The organism is Pseudoalteromonas sp. S3178 (assembly GCF_005886985.1).
Taxonomy (GTDB): domain Bacteria; phylum Pseudomonadota; class Gammaproteobacteria; order Enterobacterales; family Alteromonadaceae; genus Pseudoalteromonas; species Pseudoalteromonas carrageenovora.
Genome location: NZ_PNCW01000246.1, coordinates 1 through 391, shown reverse-complemented (window position 1 = coordinate 391; position 391 = coordinate 1). Strand labels below are relative to the sequence as shown.

1 protein-coding gene is annotated in these 391 nt (G+C 43.2%); it reads left to right on the top strand.

Annotated features, from left to right (window positions below):
• Positions 1 to 391 (top strand): transaldolase family protein (locus CWC11_RS20805; RefSeq protein ID WP_283241024.1); only part of this gene is annotated, 391 nt, incomplete at both ends.

Genomic DNA, 391 nt, shown 5'->3' with positions numbered 1-391 from the left:
CTGACACCGGTGACATTGAAGCCATCCGCAAGCTACAGCCTGAGGATGCAACAACTAATCCTTCTCTTTTACTTAAAGCGGCAGAGACGCCTGCTTATCAGCCTTATCTAACAGAAGCTTGGGATTATGCCAAAGCCAATGAAAGTGACGCTGAAAAGCAATTAGCGCTTGCTTGTGACTATTTTGCCGTTGTGATTGGTAAAGAAATCGCAAACTCTGTGCCGGGATATATCTCAACCGAAGTAGACGCACGTTTATCTTTTGATACCGAAGCGACTATCGCAAAAGCAAAAACGCTATTAAATTTATATGAAGCGCAAGGCGTAAGCAAAGACAAAATCTTGATTAAGATTGCATCGACTTGGGAAGGTATTAAAGCCGCTGAAGCACT